This is a genomic window from Synechococcus sp. R55.8 (assembly GCF_047461895.1).
GTDB lineage: Bacteria > Cyanobacteriota > Cyanobacteriia > Thermostichales > Thermostichaceae > Thermostichus.
In genome coordinates this window covers 1-16,088 of record NZ_JANSIB010000016.1, presented here as the reverse complement: position 1 = coordinate 16,088, position 16,088 = coordinate 1, and the positions used below count along the sequence as shown (strand labels likewise).

15 protein-coding genes are annotated in these 16,088 nt (G+C 61.3%); 10 read left to right on the top strand and 5 right to left on the bottom strand.

Annotation, left to right across the window (positions count from 1 at the left end):
- From NW829_RS03000 to NW829_RS02990, 3 genes are all read left to right on the top strand, one after another.
- A partial coding sequence (locus tag NW829_RS03000) for a (2Fe-2S) ferredoxin domain-containing protein (protein WP_414416402.1) occupies positions 1–293 on the top strand: 293 nt, incomplete at its 5' end.
- Between the two features lie 309 nt (positions 294–602).
- Entirely contained in the window at positions 603–1,571 is a 969-nt protein-coding gene (locus NW829_RS02995) for a Gfo/Idh/MocA family protein (RefSeq protein ID WP_414416408.1), read from the top strand.
- Between the two features lie 313 nt (positions 1,572–1,884).
- Positions 1,885–3,171 (top strand): AmpG family muropeptide MFS transporter, encoded by a 1,287-nt coding sequence (locus NW829_RS02990; protein ID WP_414416401.1) that lies wholly within the window; start codon positions 1,885–1,887, stop codon positions 3,169–3,171.
- Positions 3,172–3,230: 59 nt separating this feature from the next.
- Here the strand turns inward: NW829_RS02990 and gap are convergent, their stop codons facing one another.
- Positions 3,231–4,247 carry a type I glyceraldehyde-3-phosphate dehydrogenase gene (gap, locus tag NW829_RS02985; protein WP_414416400.1) on the bottom strand — a complete coding sequence of 339 codons (1,017 nt, stop codon included), beginning with the start codon at positions 4,245–4,247 and terminating at the stop codon, positions 3,231–3,233.
- A gap of 174 nt (positions 4,248–4,421) precedes the next feature.
- On the opposite strand from gap, the gene surE reads away from it, so the two are divergent.
- Positions 4,422–5,228 carry a 5'/3'-nucleotidase SurE gene (gene surE, locus NW829_RS02980; protein WP_414416399.1) on the top strand — a complete coding sequence of 269 codons (807 nt, stop codon included), beginning with the start codon at positions 4,422–4,424 and terminating at the stop codon, positions 5,226–5,228.
- Here the strand turns inward: surE and NW829_RS02975 are convergent.
- Positions 5,151–5,777, bottom strand: coding sequence for a DUF3318 domain-containing protein (locus NW829_RS02975; protein WP_414414024.1), 627 nt, complete (start codon positions 5,775–5,777; stop codon positions 5,151–5,153). The genes surE and NW829_RS02975 overlap by 78 nt on opposite strands.
- 248 nt (positions 5,778–6,025) lie before the next feature.
- Here NW829_RS02975 and NW829_RS02970 point away from each other — a divergent pair, with 248 nt between their 5' ends.
- The 4 genes from NW829_RS02970 (at position 6,026) to NW829_RS02955 (ending at position 11,261) form a co-directional block, all read left to right on the top strand.
- Positions 6,026–6,832 (top strand): GvpL/GvpF family gas vesicle protein, encoded by an 807-nt coding sequence (locus tag NW829_RS02970; protein ID WP_414416398.1) that lies wholly within the window; start codon positions 6,026–6,028, stop codon positions 6,830–6,832.
- 204 nt (positions 6,833–7,036) lie between these two features.
- A complete protein-coding gene (locus NW829_RS02965; RefSeq protein WP_011433040.1) occupies positions 7,037–8,347 on the top strand; it encodes a homoserine dehydrogenase in 1,311 nt (436 codons plus the stop codon).
- Positions 8,348–8,424: 77 nt separating this feature from the next.
- The gene (gene hemG, locus NW829_RS02960; RefSeq protein ID WP_414416397.1) at positions 8,425–9,981 is read left to right on the top strand and encodes a protoporphyrinogen oxidase; all 1,557 of its coding nucleotides are present in this window, start codon (positions 8,425–8,427) and stop codon (positions 9,979–9,981) included.
- A gap of 53 nt (positions 9,982–10,034) precedes the next feature.
- A complete protein-coding gene (locus tag NW829_RS02955; protein ID WP_414416396.1) occupies positions 10,035–11,261 on the top strand; it encodes a DUF3326 domain-containing protein in 1,227 nt (408 codons plus the stop codon).
- Positions 11,262–11,274: 13 nt separating this feature from the next.
- Here NW829_RS02955 and NW829_RS02950 read toward each other — a convergent pair whose 3' ends face one another.
- Positions 11,275–12,162 carry a hypothetical protein gene (locus NW829_RS02950; RefSeq protein ID WP_414416395.1) on the bottom strand — a complete coding sequence of 296 codons (888 nt, stop codon included), beginning with the start codon at positions 12,160–12,162 and terminating at the stop codon, positions 11,275–11,277.
- 204 nt (positions 12,163–12,366) lie between these two features.
- Here NW829_RS02950 and NW829_RS02945 point away from each other — a divergent pair, with 204 nt between their 5' ends.
- The gene (locus tag NW829_RS02945) at positions 12,367–13,617 is read left to right on the top strand and encodes an LL-diaminopimelate aminotransferase (RefSeq protein ID WP_414416394.1); all 1,251 of its coding nucleotides are present in this window, start codon (positions 12,367–12,369) and stop codon (positions 13,615–13,617) included.
- Positions 13,618–14,055: 438 nt separating this feature from the next.
- On the opposite strand, the gene NW829_RS02940 is transcribed toward NW829_RS02945, so the two are convergent.
- A complete protein-coding gene (locus NW829_RS02940) occupies positions 14,056–14,880 on the bottom strand; it encodes a creatininase family protein (RefSeq protein WP_414416407.1) in 825 nt (274 codons plus the stop codon).
- Positions 14,881–15,054: 174 nt separating this feature from the next.
- On the opposite strand from NW829_RS02940, the gene NW829_RS02935 reads away from it, so the two are divergent.
- Complete coding sequence (locus NW829_RS02935) at positions 15,055–15,477, top strand: hypothetical protein (protein WP_414330686.1); 423 nt, start codon at positions 15,055–15,057, stop codon at positions 15,475–15,477.
- Here the strand turns inward: NW829_RS02935 and NW829_RS02930 are convergent.
- Positions 15,474–16,088, bottom strand: a 615-nt coding sequence (locus NW829_RS02930; RefSeq protein WP_414416393.1) for an aminotransferase class III-fold pyridoxal phosphate-dependent enzyme, incomplete at its 5' end; no start/stop codon positions are given. The genes NW829_RS02935 and NW829_RS02930 overlap by 4 nt on opposite strands.

Here is a 16,088-nt window from a genome sequence, read left to right as displayed (position 1 = left end):
TCAAAGGTAAGGTGCTGGTCTGCCAGAAATCCGACTGTTATCGGCGTGGGGCCGGAGCGGTGATGCAAGCCCTGAACGCCCACTTGGCCGCCTACTCTGGTTCGATTTGCGTGCAGGGGGTGGGCTGCATGAAAGATTGCAAACGGGGCCCCCATGTGGTGTTTATGCCCGACAAAGCCCGTTATAGCGGCGTTTCCCCCCAAGGGATCCCGGATCTGTTGGAGCGGCATTTTGCCATTGCGTCGCGGGTACAGCAGGTTGAGACAGCGGCTTCTTCCCAATGCCCACGCTGACCCTCCATCGGCGAACGGCTCTGTGGGGCGGGCACGAGTGATTTTCCTTCTGCAGAGGAGCCGCTTTGGGTTGGTTTGAGACAGATTCCTTTCTTTTTCCCGGTGGTGGGCTGCAATTGACTGCCCTTGCCCCCCGGGAGAGGAGAGCCAACACAATCACACAGGTTGCTGCAATCGGAAATGAATGGTGCAAAGGGTGCAGCAGTAGACCTGGGGAGAGCGAGATCCCGATTGCCAGCTGGTGGAAGGGATCCCTCCTGTGTGATGCTACAGACAGAGGCAGGCTAGGGGAGGGAACAGACCTTGCGGGTGGGGATCATCGGCACCGGCTACGCAGCTCGCTCACGGGCCGAGGCCTTGCGCAAAGATGGGCAAGTGCAGATTGTCGCTGTTGCCAGTCGAGCTCCCGACCGGAGCGATGCTTTTGCCGCCGAGTTGGGGGCCGTCGCCTATTCGGACTGGTCTTCTCTGTTGGGCGAGCAGCGGCTGGATCTGGTTTTTGTCAGCACCATCAATCGGGATCATGCCGCCATTGCCCGTGCTGCTCTGGAGGCAGGGATCCACACCGTCGTGGAATATCCCCTCGCCCTCAGCGCTGCCGAAGCGCGTTCCTTGGTGCAATTGGCAGCCGAGCGGCAAGTGCTGCTGCACGTCGAACACATCGAGCTAATTAGCGGCGTTCACCGGTTGCTGAAACGAGAGCTGGAAGGGCTGGGCAAGCTCTTTGCCGTCCGCTACATTACCCTCACCGCCACCCACCCCGCTCCCGATCGCTGGACCTATCGGCCTGAGTTGTTTGGCTTCCCCCTCATGGGGGCCGTTTCTCGCATCCACCGCTTGGTGGACTTGTTGGGCAGGGTAGAACGGGTGAGCTGCCAACTGCGCTACGACGGGCCGGATCTGCCCCACCGCTACAGCAGTTGCTACTGCACAGCCCAGCTGAGTTTTGCCAGTGGGTTGCTGGCGGTGTTGACCTATGGCAAGGGGGATTCCCTGTGGTGCTCGCAGCGGCTACTGGAGTTCCACGGTCAACGGGGGGGCCTATTGATCAACGGCGAAGAGGCAACGTTGCTGCGGCCCGGCAGCGCCCACCCTCTAGAGACGGGATCCCGCCACGGCCTGTTCGAGCAAGACACCCGCATGGTGCTGGATCACCTGCGCCACGGCAGACCCCTCTATATCCATACTGAAAACATGCTCCACGCCCTGGCGGTGGCCGAGGCAGCCGAGCGATCTGCCCAAACCCAGCAGGTGGTTTGCGTTCAGGATTGGCCCTAAGGGAAGTCCCTCTCCCCTTGAGAGAGGGGAGCTACGCAATGGGGAGTTTCACTGGGATGTTATGGTCATTTCAGGTTAAGGTGAGACGCCTGGGCTGCTGATCGCGCCAGCGGGACGGAGTCCTTGATAAAGCCCTATAGCCTGCTGCACTCAGAGTTTTAGGTGTGGGTGCAGTGCCCTAGTTTAATTGAAATGACCATACTGGCAATACAGGGATCCCTGAAAATAGACAGGATGGCGGGGAAGGCTGGTCATGATTGAGGCAGGGACAAGCGTCTTGAGGCGGATGTTGGGCGTCTACGGCAGCTCCAAGATGGGCGTCCTGCTGCTGTTGGGATTTTCTTCGGGTTTGCCGCTGCTGTTGATCAACACCACCTTGAATGCTTGGCTGACCCAAGCGGGCTTGACCACCATTGCCATCGGCTTGTTTAACCTGCTCAATTTGCCCTACTCCTTCAAGTTCCTGTGGTCGCCTGTTCTGGATCGATTTCTGTTGCCGGCACCGGGATCCCTGCGGGGCAGTCGGCGGCGGGGGTGGATGGCCCTGACCCAGGTGCTGTTGCTGCTCAGCATAGGGCTACTGGGTTTTCAGGATCCGACCCAAACCTGGCTGGAAGCCTTGGGATGGGAAGAGCTGTCCCAGACTTGGCCGGGCATCACGGTTTTCACCCGCCCGATCTTTCTGGTGGGGTTGCTGGTGGCTTTTTTGAGCGCCTCTCAGGACATCGCGGTGGACGCTTACCGTACCGATATCTTGGCAGAGCGGGAGATGGGGGCAGGGGTAGCCATTTTCGTATTTGGCTACCGCATCGCGCTGTTGGTCAGCAGTGGCGTGAGCTTGATCTTGGCGGACTATTTGCCCTGGTGGCAGGTGTACGGGATCATGGCGCTGCTGATGTTGATCGGGTTGATTACCTCGTTTTTGGCCCCTGAGCCGGAAAACAGCGCCCTCAAGCCTACCTCTTTGCGGTCGGCCATCCTCGAGCCGTTTCAATCTTTTTGGCGGCACCGCTTGGCCTGGGCGATCCTGCTGTTTGTGGTCTGCTTCAAGTTGCCGGATAGCTTGGCAGGGCAAATGACCCCCACATTTTTGTTGCAGACGGGGTTTAGCACCAGCGATCTGGGCATTATCCGCAGTTGGATAGGCTTGTTGGCCACCTTGGCTGGGGCTTTTGTGGGGGGGGAGTGGGTCAGCCGCATCGGCACCTACCGCTGTCTGTTCATTTTCGCAGCCTTGCAAGGGATCGGCAATTTGGGCCTGGGAGCGATTGGGTTGGTGGGGCAAAACTATCCGCTGCTGGTGGGGGCAACCATTTTCGACAACATGGCCGGGGGCATGGGCACGGCTGCTTTTCTGGCTTTTTTGATGAGCCTTTGCGATCGGCAATTTAGTGCCACCCAGTATGCTTTGCTCACCAGTGTATTTGCCGTGGGGGGAACCTTGGCCGGGGCCGTGTCGGGCTATTTGGCGGCTGCAGTCAATTGGCCTTTGTTTTATCTGATCACGGCGATGACAGCCGCTCCGGCAATGGTGATCCTGCTGTGGCTCGGCCCCCCTTCATCGCCTGCAACCCCGGCCACAACCGCATCTGAACCGTAACTGCCCCACCGCAAATCCGGTTCTAATAGCCTTGCCTTGAACGCAACAAGGATGGCCGCCTACAGCGCAGCCCCGATTTTGGCCGCCAGATCCACCAGCCGCGCCGCATAGCCGTACTCGTTGTCATACCAGGAGAGCACCTTCACCGTGCGATCCCCTAAGGTCATGGTGGATCCCAAATCCACAATGGAAGAGTGGGGATCCCCGACAATATCCGCCGATACGATCTCCGGTGGAGCAATGGCCAGGATGCCGCGCAGCGGGCCTTCTGCAGCCTCGATAAAGGCTTGGTTGACGGCTTCTTTGGTGATGGGCTGCTCGGTACGCACCACAAAGTCCACAATCGAGCCGGTCAAGGTGGGCACCCGCAGCGCCAGGCCATCCATCTTCCCTCTCAGGGCGGGCAAAACCTCGGCCACTGCCGTGGCGGCCCCGGTGGTGGAAGGCACGATCGACACTGCTGCTGAGCGGCCCCGCCGATAATCTTTGGGATCCGGGCGATCCACAATCGCCTGGGTGGCGGTATAGGCATGGCAAGTGGTGAGAAAGCCGGTCTCGATGCCGAAGCGATCCAACAAGACCTTAGCCAGCGGCGCCAAGCAATTGGTGGTGCAGGAAGCATTGGAGACGATGTGATGCCGCTCCGGGTCGTATTGGTCGTCGTTGACCCCCATCACCACCGTCAAGTCGGGGCCTTTGGCGGGAGCAGAGATGATCACCTTTTTGGCCCCGGCCTCCAGGTGTTTGGCGGCCCCGTCTCGTTTGGTGAACAAGCCGGTCGATTCCACCACCAGGTCAACCCCCAGATCTTTCCAGGGCAGTTGCGCCGGATCCCGCTCTGCCAAAACCCGGACTTTCAGGTGGTTGCCGATTTGCAGATGCCCGTCCACCGCGCTCACGGTTTGGGGAAGGCGCCCATAGGCCGAGTCGAACTGGAGCAGGTAGGCCAAGTTGTCGGGTTCGGTCAGGTCATTGACTGCCACCACCTCCAGCTCTGGAGCTGGCTGAGACAGCAGCACCCGCAGGAAGGCCCGCCCAATGCGACCAAATCCGTTAATGGCTACCCGTGTGGTCATCGCAATCCTCCGGTATCAGTTTATACGATGGATCAGGGGACGCGGCATGGGAGACGCTACCCCCTATGGATAGGGTAGAAGAAGAACGGGATCCCCATCGCTTTTGCACCCAAGATCTCCAGATTTGCCACTGGGACTCACCCAAGAAGTTGCCGGCAGAAGGGAAAAGTAGGAATGAAGGTATTGCTGACCAACGATGACGGCATCGAGGCTGCCGGGCTGGCCAACCTCAAGTTGGCCCTCAACTCTCTCATCCCGGAAGAACACTGTTGGATTGTGGCCCCCCACCAACCGATTTCCGGCTGCAGCCACCAGGTGACAACGGGGCGACCTTTTCGGGCCTTGGCCCGCGGCGAGCGCACCTTTGCCGTCGAGGGATCCCCTGCCGACTGTGTGCGGGTGGCCCTATTCAAGCTGGCCCCATCGGTGGATTGGGTGCTTTCCGGTATCAACGAGGGGGGAAATCTTGGATCGGATGTGTACCTGTCGGGAACGGTGGCAGCGGTACGGGAAGCGGCGATGCGCGGGATCCCGGGAATTGCCATTTCCCAATACCGAGCAGGGGGCCAACCCATCGACTGGGAGCAAGCCCAGCGGTGGACGCGGGAAATCTTGGCGGAGCTGATGGAACAACCCCTGCCCAGGGGGGCGTTTTGGAATGTGAACCTGCCTCACTTGCCCGCCGGATCCCCTCTGCCGGAGCGGGTCTATTGTCCCCTCTGCACCCAACCCCTGCCGCTCGATTATGCGGTGGAAGCCGAGGGAAATGGGGCAGAGTCGCTGTGGTTTCGCTATCAGGGCCGCTATGCGGAGCGCGCTCGGGATCCCCAAACCGATACCGACATCTGCTTCTCCGGTCGGGTGGCCATCACCCAAGTGCAACTGGCCAAGGACTCCGTCCCGCTAACGCGACCAGGCGTTTCCGCTGGGGGGGGTAGAAGCCAGGTTGCGGGCAATGGTTCTCAGCCGTTGCAGCCGTAGCGCCGTCAGGATATCGGTGGGATCCAGCTTCAGAACCTGTTCTATGGCATCTGCCAGGTGTTGAGCGGCCTCCTGTCGGGTGTAGCCGCGAAACTGAGCACGGCGCAGGGCAAATTCATCGGCGTCGAAATGGGCGCTCTCCCGGTTCAGGTTTTGCCAGATCTGCCGGACGGAGAGAGCCGTAATGCCACCTGCCAACAGAGCGGAAAAAGGGTGCTGCAAAGAGAGCTCCGCCACGGTGGTGATGCCCCCCATCAAGGCCAGCGATTGGTAAAACCCCGGCTGCAACCAATTGCGGTTGCCCAGCCATCCCACCTCCCGCAGAAACAACAGATCCCGCTGCGGCTGAGGGATCCCTTGCCAACGGCGAAAATCGATGGCAATTGTGCCCTGGGGCTGCCAAGGGGCTTTGCGGCGGGAGATGAGCAGGGCTTCGCCCCCGAAGTGGGGAACGACGCTGATCAAGGGTCGGAAAGAAGCGGGGAGCAGATCCCGCAACCGTTCGGTTTCTTCTTTTTCAAAGGATTTGAAATCTGGGCGGCTGTTCATGGCCTCACCTGTTAGGGGCATTGAGGCGGGGAGCCCGCCTGAACACGGGCGCTGTTCCGGCCCCAGACACCCCAGCCTGTGCAGAACCGATGCGAGGTTAGTCTATCGCATCTCCAGGCTGGCCGTGGAACTCTGGCCGTGGAACTCTATAGGTGGAACCCTGTAGGTTTCAAAGATCCCAATCCTAGGTTGCGTAGACTGGGAAGGCGAGCCTACCCGTCTTACCTACTCGTCTTAAATCCGAGACCATGACCTTCCCAGCTCAGCCAGAACCCCAAGTGCTCCGTACTGCTGACGGGAATGAGGAGAGTATCAACAGCCCCCTTTACACCTACGCCTTCTTCCCGCAGCCAGCTCCAGAACTTTTGCCCTTCATCCGGCAAACCGAGGGGATCCATCGGTCGGTGCAGGTGTTCTCCCCGACAGGCAGCCGAATTGCCGCTGCTGTGGAGCCGATGCCGGATCCGGAGTCGCTGCAAGTCTCGGATGAGGTGTTGGTGCGTTCTGCCCTGCGCCACGACCAGGTGATCTGCCGACTGTTCGCCCAGATGCCGGTGCTGCCCCTGCGCTTCGGCACCTGCTTCCTCTCAGCAGAAAAGCTGGGATCCCACCTGCTGTCCCGGCAGACGGAGTACGAACAAGCCCTGGCAGCCATTGGGGGGCGGGCCGAGTATTGTCTCAAAGGAAGGGTTCGACCTCAGCCCCAACCGGAGCCACAGCCCTCCCTAAGCGGGACGGCCTATCTGTTGGCCCGCAAGCAAGCTTATCTCCAGCAACGACAGGCCCAAGAGCAGCAAGAGCAGGAGCAGCAAGCCCTACAGCAGCTTTGGCCTTCCACCTGGCCTGTGCAAAGGGTGGATCCCCAGCCGGGAGAGGCCTTGCGGCTCTACTTTTTGCTCACCCCTGCCGAGTGGGAAGCCGCCGCTCAGCTCACCCAAACCTGGCTGGATCAGCACCCCCATTGGCAACTGGATTGGAGCGCCCCTTTGCCCCCTTATCACTTTGTCCGTGCCTTACGGGATTCTCTGGCGGACAAGTGTATAGATCCCAACTAAGGACGCCGTCCTGCTAGCGCGAACAAAGTGCTCTGCATGCGGATCATGGTCGCGTTAGCAGAGCGTGGATCCAAGCGTGATAATGGTGAGGGGATCCCGTCCGCTTCCTGTTTGCATTGGCGAGGCGGAGCCCTCACAGGGCAAAGGACTCCGTCCCGCTAACGGGAACAGCAGGCAAAAGGAAGAGTTGTGGTCTAAAGCGCTATGCGCCGCTACCGCGAACGAGTTGGGCTATTGGGGCTGGGCACGGTTGGCACGGGTGTTGTGCAAATTCTGCAGCAACCCCGGCATCCTCTCTTGCAGTCGGTTGAGATTGCGGCGGTGGGGGTGCGCTCTTTGGACAAGCCACGGCAAGTGCGGATCCCGCCTGAGCGCCTGACCACCAATCTGGAGCAAATCGTGTCGGATCCGGAAATCGACGTGGTCATCGAGCTGATGGGGGGCTTGGAGCCGGCCCGCACCTTGATCTTAAAAGCCCTTGACCACGGCAAACCGGTGATCACAGCCAACAAAGCGGTGATCGCCCGCCACGGGGAGGAGATCTTTCAGGCGGCAGCCCAAGCCAAAGTCTCGGTGCTCTTGGAAGCGGCAGTCGGGGGCGGGATCCCGATTCTGCAGCCCTTGCAACAGTCCCTGCAGGCCAGCCACATCCAGGCGGTCTGGGGCATTGTGAACGGCACCACCAACTTCATCCTCAGCCAGATGACCCAGGCGGCCAGCTCATTTGAGGAAGCCCTGGCCCTGGCCCAGGCCCACGGCTACGCCGAAGCGGATCCCAGCGCCGATGTGGAAGGGTGGGATGCCGCCGACAAGATCGCCATTTTGGCCAGCCTTGCTTTCGGGGTGTCTGTGAAGCGGGAAGCCATCCCCTGCGAAGGGATCCGCGGCATCAGCCCCACCGACATTCGCTATGCCCGCGAGTGGGGCTACACCTTCAAGCTCTTGGCCATCGCCCAAAGGGCCAACTCTGGCGGGGAGGCAGCGAAGATGGCTTTGGATATCCGGGTTCACCCCACCCTTCTGCCCTCTACCCACCCCTTGGCCAACATCAACGGTGTGGACAATGCCGTCCTGGTGCAGGGGGATCCTTTGGGGCAGGTGGTGCTGTCGGGGCCGGGGGCGGGGCGGGGGCCGACTGCCAGTGCCGTTGTTGGCGATCTGCTGACCCTGATTGCCCACCGGCAAACGGGGGCTGATGCCCCCAATCCGCTGTGGGGATTCTCCTGCTTCCCCGCTGCCGCCTCTTTGATCCCTCTCTCGGAATTGGAGTCGGAGTTTTACGTGCGGGTATTGGCCCAGGATCAGCCGGGGGTGATGGGGGCGATTGGCACCTGCTTCGGTCGCCACCGGGTTAGCCTGGAGAGCATTACCCAAAAGGAATGTCACCAAGAGCAGGCGGAGATTGTGATTCTCACCCACACCGTCCGGGAGGCCGACTGCCGGCAGGCGCTGGCCGAGATCCAACAACTGCCCCAGGTGGCCGGGATCCCCAGCCTATTTCGGGTGCTGCGCTAGCTGCGTAGACCCGCGAGCGGCGCAGAGCACATTTGTTTGACCCTTAGAGGATCGGAAAACCCGTTGGAACCCAAAAGATGAACCCTTCTGTTCGCGTTCGCGATAGCGGTGCGGAGCACTTTGGTAGGACGCAGTCCTTGCAGGCTGAGGTGGTGGTGGTGGGGGCGGGCATCAGCGGCCTAACGTTGGCCTTGCGATTACAACAGGGCTTATCCCCCAAGGATGAATCCACCCAGCCGCTGCTCCTGGCCGAGGCCAGCTCCCGCGTGGGGGGCTGTATCTCCACCCAATCCAAAGACAGCTATCGCTGGGAAGAGGGCCCCAACAGCTTTACCCCCGTCCCCGCCCTGCTTAACCTCATTGCCGAGGTGGGCTTGGCGGAGCACCTGGTGCTGGCCGATGCCAAGCTGCCCCGCTACGTTTACTGGGAGAAAGCGCTGCTGCCGGTGCCCCTGAGCCCTTCTGCAGCCATTGGCTCGCGGCTGTTGAGCGTGGGCGGCAAGTTGCGGGCCTTACGTGGGTTGTTGGGGTTTGTCGCGCCACCGCCGGGCAAAGAGGAAACGGTGCGGCAATTCTTCCGGCGGCAACTGGGATCCGAGGTGGTAGAGCGGCTGGTCGAACCTTTCACCTCAGGGGTGTATGCCGGGGATCCGGATCAGCTCAGCGCCTTGGCAGCCTTCCCCCGCATTGCCGGCTTGGAAGAACGCTACGGCAGCCTCTTTGCCGGTGCTGTGCAGGCTTTGCGCAGCCGTTATCGCTACGCGACGCTCCCGCGAACCCGTCACCAGGACAGCGCCAACTCCCCCATCCAGCCTCCTCCCAAGCGGGGCCAACTGGGTAACCTGCGGCAGGGGTTGCAGCAGCTACCTGAGGCGATTGCCCAGAAACTGGGCAGTGCGCTGCGGCTGGGCTGGCGGGCTGTGCATCTCAAGCGGGATGAGACGGGCTACCGGGTGGGCTTCGTCATACACGACAGCGGTGCAGAGCACACGGCCCCAGAAGAAATCCACTGGGTGGCGGCTCAACAGGTGGTGCTCACCCTCCCTGCCTACGCTGCTGCCACCCTCCTGCAGGATCTCAACCCCCAGGCCAGCCGGCTGCTGAGGGAAATCCCCTACCCGCCTGTGGCGGTGGTGGCTTTGGCCTATCCAGAAGAAGCCCTCCCCCAACCGCTGCGAGGGTTTGGCCATCTGATCCCTCGCTCTCAGGGCCTGCGCACCCTGGGCACCATCTGGGCTTCCTCCCTCTTCCCAGAGCGGGCTCCTCAGGGCTATCACTGCCTGGTCAGCTTCATTGGGGGGGCCACCGACGCGGCTTTTGCCTGTCAGAAAGGGATCCCGCCCATTACGGCGCTCTCCCCTGACGAGCGGGCCCAAATTGTGCATGCAGAACTCAGCCAGATCCTGCTCACCCGCCCTGTCGAACCCATCCGCCTGGGAGAGCGCCTGTGGCCCCAGGCTATCCCGCAATATACGCTTGGCCACCGGCAGCGGATTGCCCAATTGCAGGCCAGCCTGGCCGACCAAACCCCAGGGGTGTGGGTGTGTGCCAACTACCTGGATGGCGTGGCCTTGGGAGATTGTGTGCGGCGGGCCGAGGCCCTAGCCCAGCAGATCCTGTCCGTCCGGCGTTAGCGGTGCGGTTCCCGTTCGCGTGTAGCAGCATAGAGTGCTGTAGACATAGCAGCATGAGCCATCCCTACACCAGCCTCCTGCTCATCCCCACCGGCATTGGTGCCCGCATCGGTGGTTTTGCCGGGGATGCCCTGCCTGTTGCCCGCACCCTGGCAGCAGCCGCAGAGCGGGTCATCACCCATCCCAACGTGTTAAACGGAGCCAGTTTGTTTTGGCCGATGGGGAACGTGTTGTACGTGGAAGGGTACGGCCTGGATCAGTTCTGTGCGGGGGTGTGGAATTTGCGGCCAGTGCGCCAAAACTGTGTTGGGGTGGTGCTGGATGCCGGGATCCCCCCCGATCTGCAACAACGCCACCTGCAGGTGATGCAGGCTGCTCAGGCCACCTTGGGGCTCAACATTGGCCCCTGGCGCTTGACCCGCCAACCCTTGGGCGTTTCCGTCGGCTTCTCCCCCTCAGGAGCCAGCCAGGGATCCCTGGCCCAGCCTGATGCTCTCTTGGAGACTGCCCAGGAGCTGGTTCGCCTGGGGGCAGAGGCCATTGCCGTGGTGGCCCGCTTTCCGGATGACTTGGACTTCAGCCAGTACGAGCAGGGAAGGGGGGTGGATCCCCTGGCCGGCGTCGAAGCCCTGATCAGCCACCTGGTGGTGCGGGAGTTGCGGATCCCTTGTGCCCATGCCCCCGCTTTCTACCCTGAGACTTTCCCCAAGCCGGTTCACCCCCGCGCTGCTGCTGAAGAGGTGGGGTTTACCTTCTTGCCTTCGGTTTTGGTGGGCCTCAGCTACGCTCCCCAGTTCGTCAAGAGCGGGGATCCCGCCCAACCGGGCGACCTGACAGCAGAGCAGGTGGACAGCGTCATTGCCCCGGCCACTGCCTTTGGGGGGCCTGGCTTGCTGCACCTGGCCAGCCGTTATTGCGGCGCAACGCTGTCGCGACCCCACCACAATGCTCCGCCGCTGACGCGAACGGACGGAGTCCTTGCCCGTCCTCCGCTTTTCATTGCCGTCGAGGAAAACACCACCGTGATGCAGGTGCACCCCCGCCAGTTGGGGATCCCTCATGTATCGGTAACCTCCTATCTAGAGGCGATTGGAGTGGTGGTGGCCCATCGAGCAGGAGTGGCCTGGTCGTCGCTACGGCTCTCCCCCTCCCCCCCGGAAAAGCTGGGATCCCACACTTGCGCCGTTATTGCTACGCGACGCTGTTGCGTTCGTGACAGCGGTGCAGAGCACAATAGTGGGACAGAGTCCTTTCGCGATAGCGGGATGGAGTCCCAGTAGGCTACCGGTCGCGTTAGCGGGACGGAGTCCATGAGCAGATGGGAGCCGGCAGGGGATCCGCCGGGTTTAGGCCGGCAAACCACTCCGACAGGGCGGCCGGCAAGCAGAGGCCGGGGTTTCCCTCGATGTGCAGCCGCTCCAGTCGGGGCAGTTCTGCCAAAAAGGTCGGCAGTTCTCCCGTGAATTGGTTACGTGCCAGGCGCAGATCCCGTAACTGATTCAGCTGAGCCAGCTCGGGGGGCAGGGATCCGCTGAGGCGATTGTCCGACAGGTAGAGGTTTTCCAGGTGGCGCAGTTGCCCCAGTTGGGGGGGAATAGGCCCAGAGAGCTGATTGCGATCCAAAAACAGGCCCTTGAGGGAGCTCATCTGGCCCAGTTGGCCGGGAAGGGTGCCGCTGAGGCGGTTGTTTTGCAGGATGAGGTTTTCCAGGTGGCGCAGTTGCCCCAGCTGGGGGGGAATAGGCCCAGAGAGCTGGTTGTGATCCAAAAACAGGCCGCGCAGGTTGCGCAACTGCCCCAGCTCGGATGGGATGGAGCCGGAGAATTCGTTGTAGTCGAGAAACAGGTTTTCCAACTGGCCGAGTTGCCCCAGCTCGGGCGGCAGGGGGCCGGAAAGTTGGTTGTGGCTGAGGGACAAGGCTCGCAACCGGCGAAATTGGCCTATTTCGGGCGGCAAGGAGCCGCTCAACCCCTGGCGATCCAACACCAGTTGGACAAGACACTGATCCGGATCAAAAAGGGCCACCTCCTCTACCTTCACCTCCGGACGGCCCAGAGCTGCCAAGATCTGCCGCAGCAAGAGGGGATCCCGACAAAGGGGAGCAGACCAGGCCCCCATCCCCCAGCTCAGCCAAACCCAGATCGCCAACAGGCCCACCGCCCACCTCTCGTGCCGAGCCATTCCCCTCTGCTGCTTCATCCCTGCTCTCCAAAGGATCTTTGCCAAGGTAGCATCCTACTCCGTCCCGCCTCCGCCGGGGTTGTTGCTATGGGCAGGGGAACCGCGACGTAGAAGAGTTCTGGCCCGGAACCGGCTAAGGACTCCGTCCCGCTAGCGCGAACAGCTACACTGAAAAGCCGATGACCTCCTCTTCGGCAAACCTCCATGGCCAGGATCAACGACCACTTCCTCAAGCTCAAGACCGGCTATCTCTTTCCCGAGATCGCCCGGCGGGTGCAGGCTTTTGCCACCGCCCATCCCGAAGCTCAAATTATCAAAATGGGCATTGGCGATGTCACCGAGCCGCTGCCGGAAGCCTGTCGAACGGCCATGATCCGGGCGGTGGAGGAAATGGGGGAACGGGCCACCTTTCGCGGCTATGGGCCAGAGCAGGGCTACGAGTGGCTGCGCCAGGCCATTGCCCGGCACGACTTCCAGGCCCGCAACTGCGATATCGACGCTTCCGAGATCTTCGTCTCCGATGGCTCCAAGTGCGATTGCGGCAACATCCTGGATATCCTCGGCCACGACAACACCATCGCCATCACGGATCCTGTCTATCCGGTTTATGTGGACACCAACGTGATGGCGGGCCATACGGGGCCGGCCAACGAACGCGGCGAATACGAGGGCCTGGTCTATCTGCCCATCACTGCCGAAAATCACTTCACCGCCAGCCTGCCCAGCCAAAAGGTGGATGTGATCTACCTCTGCTTCCCCAATAACCCCACAGGCGCAGTGGCCACACGGGAGCATCTGCAAAACTGGGTGGACTATGCCCGTGCCCACGGCTCCCTGATCCTGTTCGATGCCGCCTACGAAGCCTATATCACCGAGCCCGGGATCCCCCACTCCATTTACGAGATTCCAGGGGCGCGGGAATGTGCCATCGAGTTCCGCTCCTTTTCCAAAACCGCTGGGTTTACCGGCACCCGCTGTGCCTTTACGGTGGTGCCCAAGTCTTTGCGGGGGCAAGCTGCCGATGGATCCTGGGTGGATCTGTGGAGCTTGTGGTATCGCCGCCAATCCACCAAGTTCAACGGGGTGTCCTACATTGTGCAACGAGGGGCAGAGGCAGTTTATTCCGAAGCGGGGCAGGCGCAGGTGCGAGGTCTGGTGCAGTTTTACCTGGAAAATGCCCGCATCATTCGCCAGCAGTTGGCCGAAGTGGGGATCCAAGTCTATGGCGGCGTGAATGCCCCCTACGTCTGGGTGAAAACACCCGATGGGCTGAGCAGTTGGGAGTTTTTTGACAAGCTGCTGCACACCTGCCATGTGGTGGGTACCCCTGGCTCTGGCTTCGGCAGCGCCGGAGAGGGCTATCTGCGCCTGTCCGCTTTCAACAGCCGCGCCAACGTGGAAGAGGCAATGCGCCGCATTGGCAGCGTGTTTGCGGGGGCTGGAGCCGTTGGTTAATTGAGTCTTGACCCAGAGGGCGAGGATTCTCTCAAGCGCTCCCCGCCGCCAGAGGCGAACAGCTTGGGCCCGACAGGAAAGATGACGAACCAGTCGGCGATACCGCCGCGAACCCTTTTGCCTGCAACGCAGCAACTGGGCCAGCTTCCCCTTCGACTTTCCGGGTACTGCCGCTTCGACTGCAGCTCCTGACCGTTAGCGATGAAGATATCCATACCCTCATGGGCAGTGGCCAGGTGAACTTTGCCCAAATCCACCCCATTTCCACCAGAACGGGTGTGTTCTGGGGCCAAGGTATCACCCTTTCCCATTGGGCAGATAGAGTTTGCAGCAGCCCAGCAAAAAGCTGCCCTGATCGCGTCAGCAAGTCGTATCTTGGTCGGCCAGTTCTGGCGAAAGCCTTTCACAAAGCAGGCCGTAGGTCTTTTGCCTGGATCCCTAGACCAGCAGCGGGGCTTTGCGCCAAGCCTTGGGCTGCTGGAACCGGTGCAGATCTCGGATCAGCCGCACCCAGCCGTCAGACATGGACTCCACCAAAACTTTGCCTTTCTCCGGCGTGGCGGCGGTGGCATCGCCCAAAACTCCGCTCTGGGTGAGATCGCGAGTTGCCCAAGCGAAAGGGATCCGCCCTTCCATGCTGAGCAGGCTGTTTTCCGGCAGATCGTGGGGATATTCGCAGACCAATCGGTCGGTTCGCACCGTATCGGGCAAAAGGTGCATCAGCATACTGGTCTCCCCATCGCCGGCGTGAATACCCAATTCCCGCTCTTTCTCGGTAAACAGCTCTCGTCCTTCGTGGGGAACGCGCCAGACCGACACCGGAAACAGCATGAAATCTTCATACTTCTGGTGCAGATCGCGGGCAACAATCTCCAGGACCTGTGGCTGGCCACCGTGGGAATTGAGGAACACCAGCTTGCGAAACCCAGCTCGGTAGATGCTCTCTGCCACTTCTGCCAGCACCGCCATCAGGGTTTGAGCCGAGAGGGTAATGGTGCCGGGGAAATGCCAATGCTCGTTGGCTTTGCCGTAACATTGGGTGGGCAAAACATAGGCCGGGATCTCAGGCTCCAGCTTCTCCATGGCGCGCCCAATGATCGCCGTGCCGATGCAGGCATCCACCACCAGGGGCAGGTGGGGCCCATGTTGCTCGATTGAGGCAACCGGCTGAATGATCACCACGTTCTCTTTGTCGGGCATGGCCTGGATCTCCGTCCAGGTCAGGTAGGGGAAAAAGCGGTGGGGCGGGACAAAAGTGTGCATCATGGCGGGATCCGTTCAAGTTTGATCAGAAAGCTACCTAGCACCATGCCACAAAATCGGGTTCACGAAATGCCCGCAAAGACGGGATCCCCGGCCAACCCGCCTGCCAAAGAAACGTAAGAAAGCCATCGATTAGGATAAGTACAGTCTGTACAGTTTCCGGTCAACGATTGCATGACCCTGTTGCCTTGTTTGCCCGCCCAGTGTGACTCTGTTGAGGGCCTGCGTCTGCTGGGGCGCCCTTTGCCCGCCTCGGCGGAAGTGGGCAGCGCTCCCCCCTCACCCCGTCCCATTCTCGCCCTGCCAGGGTCGCAGGCCACCCTCTATGTGGAGCTGATTCAGGTTTCTCGCCACAGTCTTGAGGCAGGCTCTGACACCCCGCCGCTGCTCTGGGTGCGACCTCTCCTGCTCAGGCAGGGATCCCAAGTCTTGAACCTGCGGGCCACCTCGGATTTGCTCTGGCCTGCTGCCGGCTTTGTTCCGGCCTATGCGGAGGAGGTGTTGCCCCTTTTGGAGCAGGCAAGGGATCCCGCTCCCCGCGAGCCCTCTGCCCGACAGCAGTTGCAGGCATTTCTGCGGCAAGTCTGGCGAGGCTAGGCTGCCCCGGAATGGCCAAGGGAGGCGGCCAACCTTTGCAAAGCCGATGCCAACATCGCTAGAGCCGCGTCAATTTCTGCCGGGGTGACGATCAAGGGGGGCACCAAGCGCACCACCTGGGATCCTGCCGGCACCAATAACAGCCCGCAGTCCATGGCTGCCTTGACCACTTCAGCCGCCGGGATGCGCACCACCAAGCCCTGAATCAGGCCCCAGCCCCGCACTTGCTCAACGAGCTGCGGAAACTGCTCCGCCAAGCGGGACAGCCCCTGACGCAGATACACCCCTGTCTGCTGGGCATTCCAAACCAAACTCTCCGACATTAGCGTGCGGCAAACCGCCAGGCCCACCGCACAAGCCAAGGGGTTGCCCCCAAAGGTGCTGGCGTGATCCCCCGGCTGAAACACGGCGCAAAAGTCTTTCGCCAACAAGGCCCCGATGGGGATCCCACCGGCCAGGCCCTTGGCCAAGGTGAACACATCCGGCTCCACCCCCAGGTTACAGTGGCCCCACAGCATGCCAGTACGGCCCATGCCCACCTGCACCTCATCCAAAATCAGCAGAATGCCCCGCTCGCTGCAGATCCGGCGCAACCATTGAAAATAGGCGGG